Genomic DNA, 17986 nt, shown 5'->3' with positions numbered 1-17986 from the left:
ACCCATGAAAAGGATCAGCATCCAGGAACGTCCTGATTGGCGCCAGACGGCCGAGCGTGAAGGCTTCAACTTTCATACCATCGACGGCGAGCGCTACTGGGATGAGCGGGCCTACTACCAGTTCACCGAAGCGCAGATCACACGCGACATTGAAGCGCCGACCCAGGAGCTTCATGCCATGTGCCTGGACATTGTGGAAAGGGTCGTCGAGAGCGAAAAGCTGCTGACCCGGCTGGCCATTCCGCAGGCGTTCTTTGATCTGGTTCGCACCTCGTGGAAGGAAGGCCACCCGCATCTGTATGGCCGCTTTGACTTCAGCTATGACGGCATAAACCCGGCCAAGCTGCTGGAAGCCAACATGGACACGCCTACGTCAGCGTATGAAGCGGGCGCGTTTCAGCTCATCTGGCTTGAAGAGCAGATCCAGCGCGGCGTATTGCCGGCCCACGCTTCGCAATTCAACTCGATAGCGGAGGATCTGGTCCGGGCTTTTGCGGCGATCAAGGAGGGCGGACCGTTCTACTTTTCGTGTATGTCAGGCTCCATCGAAGACCGGGGTACGACGGAATTCCTGCGCAAAATGGCTGAACATGTCGGCATCGAAACCCGCCACATCGACATCGAAGACATTGGCCTGAACGCCAACGGCCGATTTGTCGACCTCGAAGGCCGCTGGATCGAACGCATCTTCAAACTGCACGCTTGGGAGCATGTCTTTCATGAGCCCCACGGCCAGGCCATACCGCAATGCGACACACAGTTCATCGAGCCTGCCTGGAAGGCGATCATTTCGAACAAAGGCATCCTGCCGTTGCTTTGGGAATTCAACGAAGGGCATCCCAATCTGTTGCCGTCCTTCGTTGATAAGCACCCGCAATCTGCGGTGCCAAAAGGCTGGGTGCGCAAGCCGTACTTTTCCCGCGAAGGCGCCAACATCGAAATCCGCACCCCGACTGACCAGGTCATTTTCGAAGATGGCCCTTACAACGATGCGCCCTACATCCTTCAAGAGTTCGCGCCACTGCCTCGTTTTGGAGACAGCTACACGCTGATCGGATCGTGGGTGGTGGGTGATACGGCTTCGGGGATCGGGATTCGTGAAGATGACAGTTTGATCACCAAGGACAGCAGCCGGTTTTTGCCGCATGTGGTGATTGATTGAGGTTGTGATGAGGCCGGCGGTGGGTATCGCGAAAGAACGAAAAAAGCCGCGCAATGCGCGGCTTTCTATTTGGTGGGCCCACACGTACTCGAACCGTGGACCAAGGGATTATGAGTTGCTGGGCGACGGTGTATGCCTAGAAAAGTCGTTCGTAGGTGAACGTAGGTTGGCATAGCTTGGGGGCCTGTGTTTGCTGGTCTTTAGCGTAATCTTAAGAAGTTTGTTGAAACTGAATGCTGTACTGGAAGTGTACCGATTTTTTAGCGGATTAGCTCAGGAGGTGTATTGATCAAGGTTTTTTGATAGCCCGTCCATGAACATTTGTGAGGCCTGCCGTAAATAGCAGCCCTCTCCATCGCGTAACCGGCACCAAGACGCCAAGACGCCAAGACGCCAAGACGCCAAGACGTCAACCGGCCAGCCTGAGTTCGGAGACAACGTAGCTTCGCCCGACAGCGGTGACAAAAAAATGACCATTTCTGTTCGTGTATACAGCGGATTCACCCGCTGGCAATATCAAATAGCCTTCATTTGTTGCGGGCGATTCACAGGCAGATGAGACCAACAAGGAAAAGTTATGTGCGCACAAATATTTCGCGAAATTTCCGAGCCCATTAGAATTGGGTTATCTCATGATGAGTATTGGGGAGGTGCTGATGGCGGACTCATTACGTGTTGGGAAGTTGGTAGAGGACTTGGAGAAAGTAATCCCGATTTAAGGTTGAAGTGTGAAGCTGGAGAACTACCCGTCCTAGGATGGAAGGGCGGAGTAGGTTTGGTTGACAAAAAAATAAAAAAAATTGGATCGTTGAAGTATCTTGCCCAATGGCAAGGCATACGTGGCGAAAACTTATCAATAAATACTAGTATTGAAACGACTATTATATGCGCTAAGACGGGGAGCACTGTGGTGTTTTCGCCAGGCCGCGAAAGCAACTCTGATGCTGTATCTGTCACGGAAATATTAAAAGGATGTAATAAAATGCGGCTAGATCGATACAGTATTCGAAACTATCGGCGTTTAGAAAATGTAGAAATTAGTTTGGAATCAACTGAAACAATATTTGTAGGTGCGAATAATGCCGGAAAAACCTCAGCCACCGCTGCATTTAGAGCTTTCGTATCAAACCGGCTCGAGTTTAGGATTCATGACTTTCCGACGGAATTAATAAACGAGTTTGACCGATTTGGCGAAGAGAACGCGGTATCGCAAACGGCTCTACCTTCTATAGAACTCGACCTTTGGTTTTCGTTTAATCCTGATATTGAGTATGGACGTGTCGCCTACCTGTTGCCAAGAATTGGTAAAGAGGATGTTGAGGCCGGTATTCGGCTCCAATACTCTGTGACATCTCCCGAGCAGCTGCTCCTAGATTATAATAAATCCTATCCCCCAATAAAGATCGCTACTGATGATAAAAATAAGCGAGTGCGCAAATCTCTTAGCCACTATTTAAGTCAAGATGGAGTGTTGAAAAAGCATTTTGGTTTAAAGTACTATGTTCTCGAAAGGGCTCGGCTTGATACAGATCTATTACTTCATCCTTTAGATTATCAAGTCGGCAAAAAGGCTTTGGCATCTCTTATTCGGGTTGATTTTGTTGATGCACAGCGTAATATTGACGATGGGTCTACATCTAAAAGCAATCGTTTGTCAGATATTTTCTTAGATTTTTATAAGCATAATCTCAATAAAATGGACGATGATAGCGAGTCTTTGGAGATTATTGAAAGAAGCAACGATAACCTTTCGGATCATTATGAGAAGGAATTTTATTCGCTGATTCAGACTATCGAGGAGTTGGGTTTTCCCGGTGCAAATGACAGGAAGCTTAAAGTTATTTCTAATCTCAACCCAGAGAAAGCTTTGAGTGGTAATGCCATCCTCACTTATTTTGATGCTGATTCAAAGCACCCGCTTCCAGAGTCTTATAATGGGTTGGGATATAAGAATCTTATATACATGGCAATCCAGGTCGCCCACTTCCAAATCCAGTGGCTTAATACTGAAGTGGACCGTCCGCTTTGTCAGCTGATATTTATTGAAGAGCCAGAGGCGCATTTGCATGCGCAAGTGCAACAAGTATTTATTCGCAAAATTCGTAAAGCAATTCAAAAGACAACGAAGAATCTAGGGCATGAGAGCCATTGCCCTCAGCTTGTGATCACCACGCATTCATCCCACATTATTGCAGAGGCAGATTTTAAGAGAATTCGGTATTTCCGTAGATGTGTTAGCACTTTCGGTACGCCTAAAACTGCGATCAATAAAGCGACAGCTACTAAAGTACTGAATTTGGCTAAATTTGCGTCAGAATGTACTGAGCAAGAGAATCTCAACTTTCTACAGAAATACCTTTCCCTGACTCACTGCGATCTATTTTTTGCAGACGCTGCAATCATCATAGAAGGAACCGTTGAGAGCGTATCTTACTCCCTGATATAATTAAAAATTACCACCCTATATTAGAGTATGCCTATATAACCACCCTTCAGCTTGGAGGGGCGTTTGCGCATAAGTTTCTACCCCTGATAAAGTTTCTAGATTTAACCTGTCTCGTAATAACGGACTTGGATTCTGTAGATCGAAATGATAATAGGAAATCATGCAGAGCTGATACTGTAGATGCAGTCAGTAGCAATGCTTCCATCACTGCTTTGCTTCTTAATGGTAAGAAAGGGCTAAAGGGAGAGGATAAAATCAGATATGATCAGGCTAGATTGATATCTAATTTATTAGTTTTAAAGCAAGATCAAAAAAAGGTTCCTGATAGTAGGATTTACGTAACATTTCAGGAAGCTATTGAGATATCTAGCGCAACAGAAAAAAAGAAGGTGATTCCGAGAACATTTGAAGAGTCATTTATTTATACAAATTTTGATCTGGTGGCAGCGGGGAAACTCGACGTTTTGATTGAATACCCTGAGGGCGCGACTATTGAGCAGCACTACCAGAAAACTTATGATGAAGTTGTGAAAAATTTTAAGAAGGTAGAATTTGCGTTAAATCAAATTGAAACTCTTGAGGAGTGGAAATCTCCTAAATATATATCTGATGGATTGACATGGCTATCGTCTACATTGATCGTCACGACAGACATCACCCTGATGTTTGATTCCGAAATTGGGGTGGTAAAATGAATATTGCAGTTGTTGATCCAGATGAAAACATAAAAAAATTTATCGATTCTATGGAAAGTTTTTCGGTAATCGCGGGTGCTGGATCCGGCAAAACGGGATCGCTGGTCAAGGCTTTGAACTATATATCAACAACTTATGGCGTTCCGATGCTGGCCTCAGGTCAAAAGGTCGCATGCATAACTTATACTAATGCGGCTGTAGATGTCATAAAAAAACGCACGAACCTAAACGAACTGTTCCTGGTGAGTACGATTCATAGGTTTATGTGGGATCAAATAAATAGCTTTCAAAGTGATATTAGGAGTTCTATAAAGGAGCGCATAATTCCAAAAAGGATAGAAAAGAAAAATGAAAAGACAAAGGGTAATAGCAAAGAGGCAGTCAAGGCTCGAGCGCAAATTGTGAGGCTGACAAGTGCTTTGATCTCCGTAGATGGTGTCGAAGTCTTCAAGTATAGTGACAGTGGATACAGCGTATTCGAAAAAGGGCAGTTGGATCACGATGATGTTATCGATATAGCGTCGGATTTAATATTGAATCATAAATCCCTGCGTCGAATAATAGGTCAACGGTTTCCTTATATTTTTATTGATGAGGCTCAAGATACGTTCCCTAATGTTATTGAAGCTTTCAATAGTATATCGGGCGAGCCCGGTCTTCCTATTACGGGATATTTTGGAGATCCGATCCAACAAATCTACGAAAAGCGCGCAGGTGATTTTAAAGGTCCTCCTGGGTCATATAAAATTGAGAAAAATATTAATTATAGGTGCTCAGTTGAGGTTATAAATATCCTCAAATCTATAAGGCCAGAACTTCCGCAACACCCTGGCAGCGAAAACGCTCAGGGTAGTGTTGAGTTATTAATAATAAAGTCTGAGAATGGAGAGGGAGAGAGAAATACTTACTCGAGTAGACAGCTTGCCGATAATATATTGAAATTTGATCGGGCTTTAGAGGCTGTTGGTTGGCAAGGTGACGACGAAGTTAAACAGCTATACCTCACTCGTCAGATGATAGCGGTCCGCATGGGCTTTTCGAGGTTAAACAAATTATTTACCGGGCCTTATTCTTCACAACACTCCGAAGATTCTTTTAAAGAGGGAAGTCACTACTTGATTTCACCATTTGTTAATACATTGGTTCCCTTAATTAATTATTTGGATTCCGAAGACTGAGGTGCTATATCAGCTTTGCTTAGAGAAACAAGTCCTGCGTTAGATCCAGAAGGAAAGAATAAAAGCAAGTCTCTTAGAGATGTTTCGCGGGAGATAAGAAAAAACATCGAAGAGTTGAGTCGGCTTTGGACGTCAAGTACAACGTATCAAGTTTTGCGATTCGCGCGTGATAACGATCTTTTTAAGAGTAATCAAAGGTTGGATGAGCACCTTTCACGCTCGCCACGGGAGGAGGAGTATGACGATGAAATTCACTATTTGGACAAGGCGGATTGGTTGTGCGACGAGTTTTTCAAGCTCACATGTGAAGAGTTGCCGCCTCTTTATAAGTTTATTAATAAAATGACTCCCTATAGTACTCAGCACGGCGTGAAAGGAGATGAATTTCCAAAGGTTCTGGTAGTGTTTGACGATGTTGAGGCAAATTGGAACCAATACAGCTTTTCTAAACTTTTCATGCCTAAGACCGCTGGTACAGAACCTACTGATGGTCAGAGGACAAAAAGTTATAATCTTGCATACGTTTGTTTTTCTCGCGCTGCAAAGGATCTCAAAATAATGATTTTTAGTAGCAGTCCTGAGGCAGCTAAGATAGAAATAGAATCAAGTGGATTATTTGGATCTGCTAAAGTTACGTTGTTTATGTAATTTTGTGTGCGCCATGAATTTGGCGCAACTTTTTTGCCACAGAAGTCATGAATGTAGATCTCTCAAGTTATCAGGCTTATCTTGGCTTCGCTTTTGCTTAGGCTCAACTCTCTTTCCCGTCTGCTTCGTGGCGCGTTAGCCAGGCAGTGTTGCAGAGCAGCACTATTTATTGAGCCTAGGGCGAATAAGGATCGTTGGATGTGGAAGCAAGCGAAGCTAGTGGGCCCACAATACACATCTTGCCGTACGGCTGAATAAGATTGTATGCGATTACTGCTTACTAGGTTACTAGGTTACTAGGTTACTAGGCTGTTAATTTATAGAAGTCACACACGATCGCATAGATTCGCATAGATTCGCATTGAATCGCGTTAGCTTGCATTAGTATTAACTAACTTGCTTAGTGGGTTGTTTTCGCGTTAGCTCGTCCGTGGTAAAACGCAATAAAACGCGTAGGAGGAGCACCAATGAAAAAAGACGGTTCGAGAGTTATCTATAAGAGATCTGGTCGCTCGGAGTTTCTTTCAATACGAGCCGAGCTGGAGAAAAAAAATTGCCCGAGGGCACACGCTAGCTGAAATATATGATCATCATGCAAGCGTCTTCAACTTCGGATACTCACAGTTTACAAGGTATGTAGCTCGCTATTGCCAAAGAGCTCGGCGGATTGTCACGTGCGGATCTCAGAGGGCCGAGAAATGAAGCAGTTGCCCAAAGTTTCGTATCATTATTAATATTTCTTTTTTCAGGAAGAAACGCTTTCGCCACATATTGCACAAACTGTTCTACATTTTATCAACAGATGTTCGAATACGCTGAGGCTGTCAGCGCTACGTTAAACACTGCTGAACAGCTAAAACGCAAGTTCAGTAGTACCAAAACATGGTTACTCAGGGCGCAGCCCTACCCAATTCATTGTTCGGCAGCATCGCGGCCGACTTGAAGAGCGTGGCTGACATCTACACCCGCTCTCAGGCCTTGGGCCGCCAAATTCAGAATATGGATTCACAGTTCAACACGGATCTCCCGGATTTGAGTCCTACCTGAATCAAGCCGCGAACTCGGCGGAAGTCCCGGCGCGGGATTGCTATCAGAAGTGGTTGGAACAAGGCAGCGACAACGTAAAGACGGCACTCGAGGCGGTAAACCTCAATACCAGCGCGTTCGAGTCTGAAGACGTCCAGCTTGATCGCATGGTGGCCCGTTCGCAGTCAGCCGTAGGCCGCATGCAAGCCATACAGGCGGGCAACGAAATCGTCTCGCAGAACGTGCAGCAACTGCGCGATCTGATGGCCACCCAAATCAACATGCAGTGCAACTACATTACCCAGCAAGGCGACCGGAAGGCCGTTAGCCCTCCCGATGACTCAGAGAGTTCCATTGCTGATCGGTATGCTTTTTATCATGCGCACAGCCTTGGTCTCACAGCGGCTGATGAGGTTGAACTAAGAGGCCAGGCCCGCCTCACGACTGACGCACGTCTGACGGACACCAAAAAGCAGATGTTGATGCTTCGGGCGTCCGGTTTGAACCGGAGTGAGATTGCTCGGACAATTGGTATCAGTCGTCAGGCTGTTTCAAAGTCGCTTGCTTCGACCCCTTCTTCGTTCCAGCTCGGCGGCGCGCCAGAGCATCCAGTTCGTTGACCAAGTCTTCTGCACGTAAGTGGGTTTAGCGTCGAAGCATCTGCATAGATTTGTGGCCGCTGATAGCAGCAACCTTTTGGTCACTCATGCCTCCTTCGACAAGGCGGCTCACTGCTTCATGGCGCAGGTCGTGAAACCTGAAATCAGGTAGGTCGAGCCTCTTCTTCAGCTGACCCCAAATTTTCGTGAAGGTATACGGCCGACGCTTCCCGTCTTTTCCAGGCTCGCCGAAGAACACCAGATTGCAGTCGATTGGTCGCACCGGGTTATCTATCGCGGCTTTAAATACTTCGGTAGCACGTTTGCCGAGAGGCACAGTGAGCGAGCCGTCGTTCTTTGTGTCTGAGAGACGTATGACGCGCTTTGCCAGATCCACTTGAGGTCGACGTAGGGAAGAGATCTCCTGAGGAGCGCATGCCCGTTTCCAAAGCGATGCAAACAATCCGCCCAACATAGGATTGCTATGCCGATTCACGGCGGCGAGCAGAAGGCGTTCTTCCTTCGGCGATAACCTCCGATCACGGCTATCCCCGGGGCTATGCTTACGGATGTTTAGCACTGGATTGAACGTCAGACCCAAACCCCACTCCTGAATCGCTACCGTGTATAGGTGGCTCAATAGGGCCGGCTCGAGGCGCACGGTGTTGTTGCTAATGGTGCCGTCTCGGCTCCGTTCGCTCAGGCGCTAGTCGCGATAGCCAGCGATGGTTTCTGTGGAGAGGGCAGCCAGTGAGTACTTACCCAGGTGCTCTATAAGCTTCTTGGCTTTCGAGGTTTCGCCACGCTGAGTGCTTGGCTTCTTGGTGGGGGTGATGTCGCTCAGGTAGCACTTTAGTGCTGCTTCTAGCGTCATGCGTTCAGAACCGCTGCGCTGGATGTAAACCCCTCTGACCATTTCCTCTTCAGTACGCCGAGACCAGTCTTCCGCATCACGCTTGGTGCGGAAGGTTTTGGCTACTGTTGGCCAGCCGGTTTTGCGGATCAAAGCCTTCAAAGTGCCGGAAGGAGTTTTGACTAGTGTTGCCATCTGAAAGGACTCCAAAGGTGTACTGGCGCACCAGCACTGTACCGATTTTGTACCTTTGGACCATAGGACTGTATTAGTGGAGAACCACCCAGAAACGCGAAAGCCGCGCAATGCGCGGCTTTCTATTTGGTGGGCCCACACGGACTCGAACCGTGGACCAAGGGATTATGAGTCCCCTGCTCTAACCAACTGAGCTATAGGCCCTCAGTAGGCCGCGGATTATAACGACGGTTTACGCGCTGTGCTATCCGAAACGTCTGAAACGGTTGTACGAAGAAATGTCGTGCAGAATTCCTCCGCGCACAGGGGGAGGCTGACGAGGTAGCCCTGGATTTGTTCGCAGCCCTCGTCCGCCAGGAATTGCTGCTGTTCGAGGGTTTCGACGCCTTCTGCGATGACTGTCAGCTGCATGCTGCGGCCCAGCGCAATGATGGCGCGGACAATCGCCGCATCGTGGGGGTCATCAGGCAAACCGCGCACGAACGATTGGTCGATCTTAAGGATGTCCAGCGGCAGGCGCTTGAGGTAACTGAGCGAAGAGTAGCCGGTGCCGAAGTCGTCAATCGCCAGCTGTACACCGAGTGTTTTCAGGCGATGCAGGACTGAAAGCGCTTCCTCGGTCTGCGACATGATGAAGTTCTCGGTGATCTCCAGTTGCAGACACCCTGGCTGCAGCTGGTGCTGGAGCAGCAGTCGTTCGATCTTGTTGACGAGATCGGTCTGACGTAACTGGGCGCCGGCGAGGTTCACTGACAATGGGCCGGACATGTCGTAGCGCTGGTCCCACGCATGCAATTGCTGGCAGGCCGTATCGAGCACCCATTCCCCGATCTGCAGGATCATGCCGTTTTCTTCTGCCAGCGGGATGAACCGCTCAGGTGGGACATCGCCGAACGTGGGGTGAAACCAGCGTATCAGCGCTTCGGCGCCGACCAGTCGGTGTGTCAGCAGGCTGATCTTGGGCTGGTAGGACAGGGTGAACTCGTTACGCTCGATGGCGCGCCGCAGTTCGTGCTCCAGGGCGACTCGCTCGCTGGCCTGAGCGGTCAGATCGCGCGTGTAGTGCTCGACGCGGTTACGCCCTTTGGCCTTCGAACGATACATCGCCGCGTCGGCGTTCTTGATCAGCGTGGCGACGTCCGCGCCGTCTGTGGGAAACAGCGCGCTGCCAATGCTGGTGCTCATGAAGAACTCGTGTTCGCCCGCTTGAAACGGCGCTGAAAAGCTGTTGAGCAGCTTGGTGGCGACCACTTCGGCGTCAGTCGGATTTTGCAGGCCCGGCAACAGGATAATGAACTCGTCGCCTCCGAGTCGCGCGACGGTGTCGATGTCACGCAGGTTCTCCTTCAGGCGCACCGCAATGCTCTTCAGCAGCAGATCGCCGACCGGGTGACCGAGACTGTCATTGATGTGCTTGAAGCGATCCAGGTCGAGGAACAACACCGCGCCGAGGCTGTAAGCCGCTCTTGAGTGAATCAGCGCGGCGTGCAGTCGGCTTTCGAACAGCGTCCGATTGGGCAGGCCGGTCAGCGGGTCGTGGTGCGCCTGATAATCCAGCCGTGCCTGAGCCTGCTTCAGGCTGGAAATATCAGCGAACACCGCGACAAAATGGGTGATGAATTTATCGCGATTGCGCACGGCATTGATAGTCAGCCAGCTTGGGTAGATCTCGCCATTTTTGCGCCGGTTGCTGATCTCGCCCTGCCAATGACCCTCTGCCGTCAGTTGGTACCACATGGCGGCGTAGAATGCGCTGTCGTGGAATCCGGACGCCAGGAGACGCGGTGTCTCGCCGAGGGCTTCCTGTTCGCTGTAGCCGGTGATCTCGCTGAAGGCGCGGTTGACGGCATTGATCCGCTGCCGGGTGTCGGTGATCAACACACCCTCCGCCGTGCTCTCAAATACCGTCGCGGCCAGTTGCAGTTTCTCCTGCATCTGGTGGCGGTCGGTGATGTCGCGCGCGATGGTAAGCATGTAATCCTCACCGGCAATCGGCAGCGGTCGCGCGGAAATCTCGCACAGGCGGATCTGACCATCCCTTCGACGAATGTGGCTGGTGAAGTCCTTCACGAAGCCGTCGCGGTTCAATTGCTCAAGCAGTTGCTGTCGCTCGTTCAGGTTTACCCAGATGCCCAGGTCGAGGGTGGTACGGTCTACGGACAGCGAGCTGTGATAACCGGTGATCCGGCTGAAACCGTCGTTAACCTCCACCAGCAACCCGTCGTTTTGCCGTGTAATCAGCAGTCCGTCTGGCGAAGAATGGAAGGCCTTGGCAAATTTCTCTTCGGACATTTGCAGCTGTTGCTGGGCTTCCTTGAGCGGCGTGATGTCCCTCACCACCAGAACCACTGCGGCCGTGGAGTCCAGATCAAAGGGCTCGGCTGACAGAAGCCCGGTGAACAGGCGGCCATCACTGCGCCGAAACGGCATTTCCAGATTGCGTATGCTGCCCCTTTGAAGGCGTTGCAGCAGACTGTGGCCGATGTCGGGAATGCCCCAGATATCCAACTCGGAGGGCACGCGTCCTACAACGTCGGCCGGGCTGACGCCAATTTGCTCGGCAAATGCCGGATTGGCCTCCAGAAAACAGCCATCGGAAAGGCGCGCGATCACCAGCATGTCAGGGCATTGCGCGAACACCGAGGCGAACTTCCCTTCCGACAGGCGCAGCGCTTCTTCGGTCTGCTTGGCTTCGCTGATGTCGATCATCAGCCCGCGCATCACGGGCTCTCGGCCACAGCCGATCATGCTCACGATATCGCGAATCCAGACCACCCTGCCGTCGGCGCTCAGGACTCGGTAATCGACGCTGTGATCGTTGCCTTCCGCAACCTCACGGTCGCAGTAGGCTTGGGCGTAGTCGATGTCCTCGGGATGAACGATGCTGCGCCAGAATCCGGGCCTTCGCCACTGGTGCAGCGGGTACCCCAGCAATTCCTGCGCATGGGGCGAGACGTAGTTGTAGGAGTAGTCGTGAGTGTTGGCTTCCCACGCGATGGCCGAAAGGCTCTCGATCATCCCGCGATAGTGGTACTCGCTGCTGCGCAGCTCTTGTTCCAGCGCAATCCGGCGGGAAATTTCCGAGCTGAGGCGACGGTTGACCCGCACCACAATGGCCAGCACTGTTGTCAGCACCAGCAGCCCGGGCAGTCCGATCAGCAAGAACTCGTGCCAGAGCTTGCTGCGTTCGCTGGCATGGATACCTGCCGGCAATGCGGCTGACGAATCCGTCAGGTCGTTGTGTCGTTCTGATGGGCGCGCCTGATTGGCACCGACAAATCGGTCGCTGAGCAGGGGAGTGGATAAGTTTTGGTTTATATCGACTGGATTTCTGGATTGGGCGTCTTCGGTGGACTGTAACCCTTGCCGCATCGCTTGCCCTTCATCTTCGTTGTGAAGCAATGCCTGGGCTGAGACTGCAGAGGAGGTAAGCAAACATAAGAGAGCAATGGCCGGCATCCAAATCATGGCAGCCTCGGTGATTCATTGGTAAGAATCAAACGAGTGTAGCCGGGCTGGACAACAGTGGCACTGTGCCGAAAATTTATTCCTTAAAACGCAAAACCCCCAGCAATGCCGGGGGTTTTGGTATGACGCGTCGCTTACTCGTCGAGGAACGAACGCAGGTGTTCGCTTCGCGTCGGGTGACGCAGCTTGCGCAACGCCTTGGCTTCGATCTGACGGATACGCTCACGGGTTACATCGAACTGCTTACCAACTTCCTCAAGGGTGTGGTCAGTATTCATGTCGATACCGAAACGCATACGCAGGACCTTGGCTTCACGGGCGGTGAGGCCCGACAGCACTTCGCGCGTCGCTTCTTTCAAGCTCTCTACCGTGGCGACGTCGATTGGCGACTGCATGGTCGAATCTTCGATGAAGTCACCCAGGTGGGAATCTTCGTCGTCACCGATCGGCGTTTCCATGGAGATCGGCTCTTTCGCGATCTTCAACACCTTGCGGATCTTGTCCTCAGGCATTTCCATGCGTTCGCCCAGCTCTTCCGGCGTCGGTTCGCGACCCATTTCCTGCAACATCTGACGGGAAATGCGGTTGAGCTTGTTGATCGTCTCGATCATGTGCACCGGAATACGAATGGTGCGTGCCTGGTCAGCGATCGAGCGAGTGATCGCCTGACGAATCCACCAGGTGGCGTACGTCGAGAACTTGTAACCACGACGGTATTCGAACTTGTCCACCGCCTTCATCAAACCGATGTTGCCTTCCTGGATCAGATCGAGGAATTGCAGGCCACGGTTGGTGTACTTCTTGGCGATCGAGATCACCAGACGCAGGTTGGCTTCAACCATTTCTTTCTTCGCGCGGCGGGCCTTGGCCTCACCGATCGACATCCGACGGTTGATGTCCTTGATTTCCAGAATGGTCAGGCCGGTTTCTTCTTCCAGCGCGGTCAGCTTTTGCTGGCAGCGCTGAATGTCGGCCTGAAGACGACCAATGGCTTCAGCGTATTTGCTTTTGCCTTTGGCCAGCCCATCGGTCCAGCTCTGGTCAACTTCGTTGCCCGGGAACTGGCGCAGGAAGTCGGCGCGCGGCATGCGTGCATCACGAACACACAGCTGCATGATGGCGCGTTCCTGGGCACGCAGACGCTCTAGGGCACCGCGGACGCGCTCAACCAGACCTTCAAACTGCTTAGGAACCAGCTTGATCGGCATGAACAGCTCTGCCAGAGCCAGCAGTTCAGCGTTGGCCTGCTTGCTGCCACGACCGTGCTTTTTCAACGCCTTGAAAGCGATTGCCATCTGGTCTGAAACGGCACCGAAGCGCTGGGCGGCGATGACTGGATCCGGGCCGCTTTCGACCTCGTCCTCTTCATCGTCGGTAGCGTCGTCCTCTTCGTCGTCAGCCCCTTCGACTTTCTCGGCCTTGGGATCTACCGGAGGCGGGACTTCGGCTGGCGGCGCTATGCCGTCGTCCGGGTCGATATATCCGCTCAAAACGTCGGACAGGCGACCGCCTTCGGTGGTAACGCGAGTGTACTCGGAGAGAATGTGCTCAACCGTGCCAGGGAAGTGCGCGATGGCGCCCATCACTTCACGGATGCCTTCTTCGATACGCTTGGCGATTTCAATTTCGCCTTCACGTGTCAGAAGCTCGACGGTACCCATTTCGCGCATATACATGCGCACTGGGTCAGTCGTGCGACCGATGTCGGTCTCCACCGCAGCCAACGCAGCAGCGGCTTCTTCAGCGGCTGCCTCGTCGGTATCGGCGTCGGCCAACATAAGGGCGTCCGCATCCGGAGCACTCTCGTGTACGGGGATCCCCATGTCGTTGATCATGCGGATGATGTCTTCCACCTGCTCTGGATCTGAAATATCCTCAGGCAGGTGGTCGTTGACCTCTGCGTAAGTCAGATACTTCTGCTCACGACCCAGGGTGATCAACTCTTTGATACGAGACTGCTGTTGCGCTTTTCCGGACATAACACCCTATCCACTGAAGGTCTTGGCGGGCAAAAAACAAGCCGGGGATTATACCCGAGCTATGACCTCACACGCCAGTTGAGGTCGGGGTTTGTGCAGGAACTTTGCGATTTAACAGGTTGAGCAGCTGAACTTTTTCTTCCGCGCTCAGGCCTGACTGCCGTTCCTTCCTGATCAATTGCTCCAGATGTCGCTCGCGTTGGCGGGCAGACAAGCTAGTTATAGTGTCGAAAAACTGTTGTTCAAGGTTATCGGCCGAGATCAACCATTCCTTTTCCGCCAGTTGACGCAGCAATCGTCCTTGATCGGTGCCATGCCAGCGGGCAATCAACTGCATCGTGCGCAGCTTCGGGTTTTTCTGTGTGGCGTCGATCAGTGCCACCAGAAGCTGTGAATACACATTCTCTTCATCGGCGAACGTACTGGCGTTGGCGACCTGCGCTGACAGTTCAGGGTGGTGCAGCAACGTTCTGAGTGCTGTCAGTGCCGGTGGCTCGACCGTCGCCGGTGTGCGTGGCCCGCGAGGTTCAAAATCAGGACGCTTGCCGTTCTTGTCCCATTTCTTGCCTTTGTCCCACGGCTTCTTGTCCCATTTCTTCTGCTGACCGCCCGGCGCGCTCGGTGTCCATTCCTGCTGCGCCTGGTAATCGTGCTGCTGGTAATCGCCGTAATCCGGCACGGCGTCGTAATCAAAGCCCGGATCGTAGCTGGGCTGGGCTTCCGCCGGAGCAGACTGCATCAACTGGCTGACTGCAGCGGTGTCCAGTCCGGTGATCTCTTTCAGGCGTCGACGCATCAGCTCACGCAAATTCGCGCCCGGCACTTTTTCGATCAGTGGCGCAGCCAGCGTTACCATGTGTGCCTTGCCTTCCAGGGAGCGCGGGTCGGCCTCCTTGGTCAGTTGCTCGAAAAAATAGTCGGCCAGCGGTTGTGCGTGCTGGTTGATCCTGGCCTTGAATGCGTCGGTGCCTTCGGCCCGCACCAGAGTGTCGGGATCTTCCCCTTCGGGCAGAAACAGAAATCTCGCGCGCCGGCCGTCCTGCAAACCGGGAATCGTCGCTTCCAGCGCGCGCCAGGCGGCGTTTCGGCCAGCCTGGTCACCGTCAAAGCAGAACAACACGTTCGGTACCACGCGAAACAGCCGCTTCAAATGCTCTTCACTGGTCGCCGTACCCAGCGTCGCAACGGCATTGCGCAAGCCTTGTTGGGCCAGCGCAATAACGTCCATGTAGCCTTCGACGACGATAATCTCGTCCAGGTTACGGTTAAATTTGCGAGCTTCGAATAAACCGTATAACTCCTGACCCTTATGAAACACCGGGGTTTCAGGAGAGTTCAGGTATTTGGGCTTGTCGTCGCCCAGTACCCGCCCGCCAAATGCGATAACACGGCCGCGACTGTCGCGAATGGGGAACATCACCCGGTCGCGAAAGCGGTCGTAGCGTTTGCCGGTTTCGGCGTTTTCGATCAACAGGCCGGCATCGATCATCGCCTTCTGTTGAAGGGTGTCGCTGCTAAGGTGTTTGTAGAGGTTATCCCAGCCAGGAGGGGCGAAGCCGAGTCCGAAGTCCCGGGCAATCTCGCCTGACAGGCCACGGCCTTTCAGGTATTCCACCGCAGATTTTCGCGTTGGATGGCTCTTCAGCGCAGCGCGATAGTAGTCGGCGGCGGCTGTTAATAGGGGGTAGAGCGGCGAATCGGTAGGCTGCCTGGGCTTTTGCCCTTTGACGCCTTGTTCGCGTGGGACTTCCATCCCGGCGGCTTTGGCCAGGTCTTCGACGGCCTGGGGGAAATCCAGGTTGTCGTGGTCCATGATGAAGCCGAGGGCATTGCCACCCGCGCCACAGCCGAAGCAGTAATAGAACTGTTTGTCCGGGCTGACGCTGAACGACGGTGTCTTCTCTTTATGGAAAGGACAACAGGCGCTGAAGTTCTTGCCGGTCTTTTTTAATTGAACGCGTGAGCTGACAACATCGACGATGTCGGTGCGGTTCAGGAGGTCGTCAATAAAACCTTGGGGAATCAGTCCGGCCATGGCGTTCTCATCATCAGGCGCCCCGCCAGAAAGATCGTGGCGAATCCAAACCGTAACGACGGTTGCTTGGTCAGTGTAGACGGGTCAACGCGGCCTGAATCAGGCTGGAAGAAATCGACGGGGTTTGTCTCGGTCGCATCTGCGGCGTCAACAGCCTCTGTCTTGTGTTGCTTGATCGGTGTTGCCTGAGGCTAGAACTGCAACTGCCGACAGCCCGGCTTTGAAGGCCGGGCAAGGCAGAAGCTTGCGTCAGACGTCTGTATTAATACAGACGAACGGCGCGGCGCTGTTCGCGCTGTACTTTCTTGGCGTGACGCTTAACAGCAGCTGCTGCTTTACGCTTACGCTCAGAAGTCGGCTTCTCGTAAAATTCGCGGCTACGAACTTCAGCCAGAACACCGGCTTTTTCGCAGGAGCGCTTGAAACGACGCAGAGCTACGTCGAAGGGTTCGTTCTCTTTAACTTTGACGGCTGGCATCCAGAGCTACCTTCATTCATTACCGGGGTCAACGCTTACTGCAACGCTTGCACTAAGTACGTCGGTTTTTAAGGGTTGCGGATGTTAACCCCTTGCTTCGCGGAATGCAAAGCCTCTGATCGAAAAGCACTGGTCGCAGGCATGAGCGGCGACTATTATGCGCGCCTTCGAATTCAGCCTCCACAAGGCGTACCCCATGCTAGTACTGGGAATGGAAACTTCCTGCGATGAGACCGGTGTCGCGCTGTACGACAGCGACCGCGGGTTGCTTGCCGATGCATTATTCAGCCAGATCGACCTGCACCGCGTCTACGGTGGCGTGGTCCCGGAGCTTGCCTCGCGCGATCACGTAAAACGCATGCTGCCCTTGATTCGTCAGGTGTTGGCCGAGGCGGACTGCGCCGTGACCGAGATCGATGCCATCGCTTATACCGCTGGCCCGGGACTGGTCGGGGCCCTGCTGGTAGGGGCTTCGTGCGCACAGGCTCTGGCGTTTGCGTGGGACATTCCGGCGCTGGGTGTTCACCACATGGAAGGGCATCTGCTGGCGCCGATGCTGGAGGAAAATCCGCCTGAGTTTCCGTTCGTCGCTTTGTTGGTTTCCGGCGGCCATACGCAGCTGGTTCGCGTCGATGGTATTGGTCTTTACGAGCTGCTGGGCGAGACCCTGGACGACGCCGCCGGCGAAGCTTTCGACAAAACCGCAAAGATGATGGGGCTGAACTACCCCGGTGGTCCGGAGATTTCCCGTCTGGCGCAATCCGGTGTGTCTGGGCGGTTTGTCTTTCCGCGTCCGATGACGGACCGCCCCGGGCTGGATTTCAGCTTCAGCGGCTTGAAAACCTTTTCGCTGAACACGTGGCAGCAGTGCCAGAGCGCCGGGGACGACAGCGAGCAAACCCGTTGCGACATCTCGCTGGCCTTCCAGCAGGCGGTGGTGGACACTTTGACCATCAAGTGCAAACGCGCGCTGAAGCAGACCGGGCTCAAGCGTCTGGTCATCGCCGGTGGCGTGAGCGCGAACAAGGCGTTGCGCCAGTCGCTGGAGCAGATGCTCGATGGCCTGGGCGGCAATGTCTACTACGCGCGTCCTGAGTTCTGCACCGACAACGGCGCGATGATCGCCTTTGCCGGCTGCCAGCGTTTGCGGGCGGGGCAGAGGGAAAGTTTGAGCATTACGGTTCAGGCGCGCTGGCCGATGGAGCAGTTGCCCGGTCTTTGAGG

11 protein-coding genes, 1 tRNA gene and 3 pseudogenes are annotated in these 17986 nt (G+C 52.7%); 8 read left to right on the top strand and 7 right to left on the bottom strand.

Going from position 1 to position 17986, the window contains the following annotated elements; all coding sequences use genetic code 11:
* Positions 1-4 precede the first annotated feature (4 nt).
* The 7 genes and pseudogenes from QMX88_RS08610 to trbJ form a co-directional block, all read left to right on the top strand.
* Positions 5-1162 carry a glutathionylspermidine synthase family protein gene (locus tag QMX88_RS08610; protein ID WP_282368236.1) on the top strand — a complete coding sequence of 386 codons (1158 nt, stop codon included), beginning with the start codon at positions 5-7 and terminating at the stop codon, positions 1160-1162.
* A 577-nt stretch (positions 1163-1739) separates the two neighbouring features.
* The gene (locus QMX88_RS08600; RefSeq protein ID WP_336620218.1) at positions 1740-3608 is read left to right on the top strand and encodes an ATP-binding protein; all 1869 of its coding nucleotides are present in this window, start codon (positions 1740-1742) and stop codon (positions 3606-3608) included.
* Positions 3590-3679 (top strand): annotated as a pseudogene (locus QMX88_RS29615) (hypothetical protein); the annotation flags it as partial. The gene QMX88_RS08600 and the pseudogene QMX88_RS29615, both read left to right, overlap by 19 nt.
* Before the next feature lie 54 nt (positions 3680-3733).
* Positions 3734-4303, top strand: coding sequence for a hypothetical protein (locus QMX88_RS08595; RefSeq protein ID WP_282368234.1), 570 nt, complete (start codon positions 3734-3736; stop codon positions 4301-4303).
* Positions 4300-5481 carry a UvrD-helicase domain-containing protein gene (locus QMX88_RS08590; RefSeq protein ID WP_282368232.1) on the top strand — a complete coding sequence of 394 codons (1182 nt, stop codon included), beginning with the start codon at positions 4300-4302 and terminating at the stop codon, positions 5479-5481. The genes QMX88_RS08595 and QMX88_RS08590 overlap by 4 nt, the downstream gene beginning before the upstream one ends.
* 15 nt (positions 5482-5496) lie before the next feature.
* Positions 5497-6129, top strand: a complete 633-nt coding sequence (locus tag QMX88_RS08585) for a hypothetical protein (RefSeq protein WP_282368230.1) — start codon at positions 5497-5499, stop codon at positions 6127-6129.
* 733 nt (positions 6130-6862) lie between these two features.
* Positions 6863-7484, top strand: a pseudogene (gene trbJ / locus QMX88_RS08580) (P-type conjugative transfer protein TrbJ); the annotation flags it as partial.
* A gap of 316 nt (positions 7485-7800) precedes the next feature.
* Here the strand turns inward: trbJ and QMX88_RS08575 are convergent.
* The 7 genes and pseudogenes from QMX88_RS08575 to rpsU form a co-directional block, all read right to left on the bottom strand.
* Positions 7801-8355 (bottom strand): site-specific integrase, encoded by a 555-nt coding sequence (locus QMX88_RS08575; protein ID WP_282368228.1) that lies wholly within the window; start codon positions 8353-8355, stop codon positions 7801-7803.
* A 105-nt stretch (positions 8356-8460) separates the two neighbouring features.
* On the bottom strand, positions 8461-8802 hold the full coding sequence (locus tag QMX88_RS08570) for an integrase (protein ID WP_282368226.1): 342 nt from the start codon (positions 8800-8802) through the stop codon (positions 8461-8463).
* 127 nt (positions 8803-8929) lie between these two features.
* Positions 8930-9006, bottom strand: a tRNA-Ile gene (locus QMX88_RS08565).
* A gap of 15 nt (positions 9007-9021) precedes the next feature.
* Positions 9022-11964: pseudogene (locus QMX88_RS08560) on the bottom strand (sensor domain-containing protein); the annotation flags it as partial.
* A gap of 440 nt (positions 11965-12404) precedes the next feature.
* Positions 12405-14249, bottom strand: coding sequence for an RNA polymerase sigma factor RpoD (gene rpoD, locus QMX88_RS08555; RefSeq protein WP_282368224.1), 1845 nt, complete (start codon positions 14247-14249; stop codon positions 12405-12407).
* Between the two features lie 67 nt (positions 14250-14316).
* A complete protein-coding gene (gene dnaG / locus QMX88_RS08550) occupies positions 14317-16284 on the bottom strand; it encodes a DNA primase (protein WP_192173114.1) in 1968 nt (655 codons plus the stop codon).
* A gap of 262 nt (positions 16285-16546) precedes the next feature.
* Complete coding sequence (gene rpsU / locus QMX88_RS08545; RefSeq protein WP_002551877.1) at positions 16547-16762, bottom strand: 30S ribosomal protein S21; 216 nt, start codon at positions 16760-16762, stop codon at positions 16547-16549.
* A 196-nt stretch (positions 16763-16958) separates the two neighbouring features.
* On the opposite strand from rpsU, the gene tsaD reads away from it, so the two are divergent.
* Complete coding sequence (gene tsaD / locus QMX88_RS08540) at positions 16959-17984, top strand: tRNA (adenosine(37)-N6)-threonylcarbamoyltransferase complex transferase subunit TsaD (protein ID WP_282368222.1); 1026 nt, start codon at positions 16959-16961, stop codon at positions 17982-17984.
* Positions 17985-17986 lie beyond the last annotated feature (2 nt).

It is taken from the genome of Pseudomonas sp. PS02290 (assembly GCF_029960075.1).
Classification (GTDB): Bacteria; Pseudomonadota; Gammaproteobacteria; order Pseudomonadales; family Pseudomonadaceae; genus Aquipseudomonas.
The sequence above is the reverse complement of the archived record's forward strand: the minus strand, read 5'-3'. Positions and strand labels throughout refer to the sequence as shown.

Coding starts and splice junctions, on each gene's coding strand:
- QMX88_RS08610 (WP_282368236.1), top strand. CDS start 5: ATGAAAAGGATCAGCATCCAGGAACGTCCTGATTGGCGCCAGACGGCC.
- QMX88_RS08600 (WP_336620218.1), top strand. CDS start 1,740: ATGTGCGCACAAATATTTCGCGAAATTTCCGAGCCCATTAGAATTGGG.
- QMX88_RS08590 (WP_282368232.1), top strand. CDS start 4,300: ATGAATATTGCAGTTGTTGATCCAGATGAAAACATAAAAAAATTTATC.
- QMX88_RS08570 (WP_282368226.1), bottom strand. CDS start 8,802: ATGGCAACACTAGTCAAAACTCCTTCCGGCACTTTGAAGGCTTTGATC.
- rpoD (WP_282368224.1), bottom strand. CDS start 14,249: ATGTCCGGAAAAGCGCAACAGCAGTCTCGTATCAAAGAGTTGATCACC.
- dnaG (WP_192173114.1), bottom strand. CDS start 16,284: ATGGCCGGACTGATTCCCCAAGGTTTTATTGACGACCTCCTGAACCGC.
- rpsU (WP_002551877.1), bottom strand. CDS start 16,762: ATGCCAGCCGTCAAAGTTAAAGAGAACGAACCCTTCGACGTAGCTCTG.
- tsaD (WP_282368222.1), top strand. CDS start 16,959: ATGCTAGTACTGGGAATGGAAACTTCCTGCGATGAGACCGGTGTCGCG.